Here is a 549-nt window from a genome sequence, read left to right as displayed (position 1 = left end):
GTGAGCCTGTCACAAGCCGCGGATACCGATGTGACGGTCAACTTGGCAAGCCAGACTGGAAGTGCAGATTCAGACGACTTTGGCACCATGGTAGTGACTACCTCTGATGGCACGGTGGTCAATCCAAACACAGATGGCAGCTACACCATCCCAGCGGGTGAAACGAACCTAACGGTGACCATTCCAACGACTAACGATACGGTGTTTGAAGGTAACGAAGACTTTACGGTTACTGCAACCGCAGGCGACGGCACTGTCGGCAGTGATACCGGCACGGCGACCATCACTGATGGTGGTGAGAACGGCGGTAATGACGATCGCCCAACTATCTCAATCACAGAGACGGTATCTGTGAGCGAAGGCGATGACGCAGTCTTTACTGTGAGCTTGTCACAAGCGGCAGATACCGATGTGACGGTCAATCTTGCAAGCCAAACTGGCTCAGCAAGCAGCGACGACTTTGGCGCCATGCTGGTGACCACCGCTGATGGCACTGTGGTGAATCCAAACACTGATGGCAGCTACACCATCCCAGCGGGTGAAACCAAC

General features: G+C 54.5%; 1 protein-coding gene. It reads left to right on the top strand.

Going from position 1 to position 549, the window contains the following annotated elements; translation table 11 throughout:
• Positions 1 to 549, top strand: a 549-nt coding sequence (locus ACQEXS_RS22550; protein WP_427015283.1) for a Calx-beta domain-containing protein, incomplete at both ends; no start/stop codon positions are given.

Origin of the sequence: Vibrio sp. TRT 17S01, assembly GCF_050113695.1 — a bacterium.
GTDB lineage: Bacteria > Pseudomonadota > Gammaproteobacteria > Enterobacterales > Vibrionaceae > Vibrio.
This window is presented reverse-complemented; position numbering and strand designations above follow the sequence as displayed.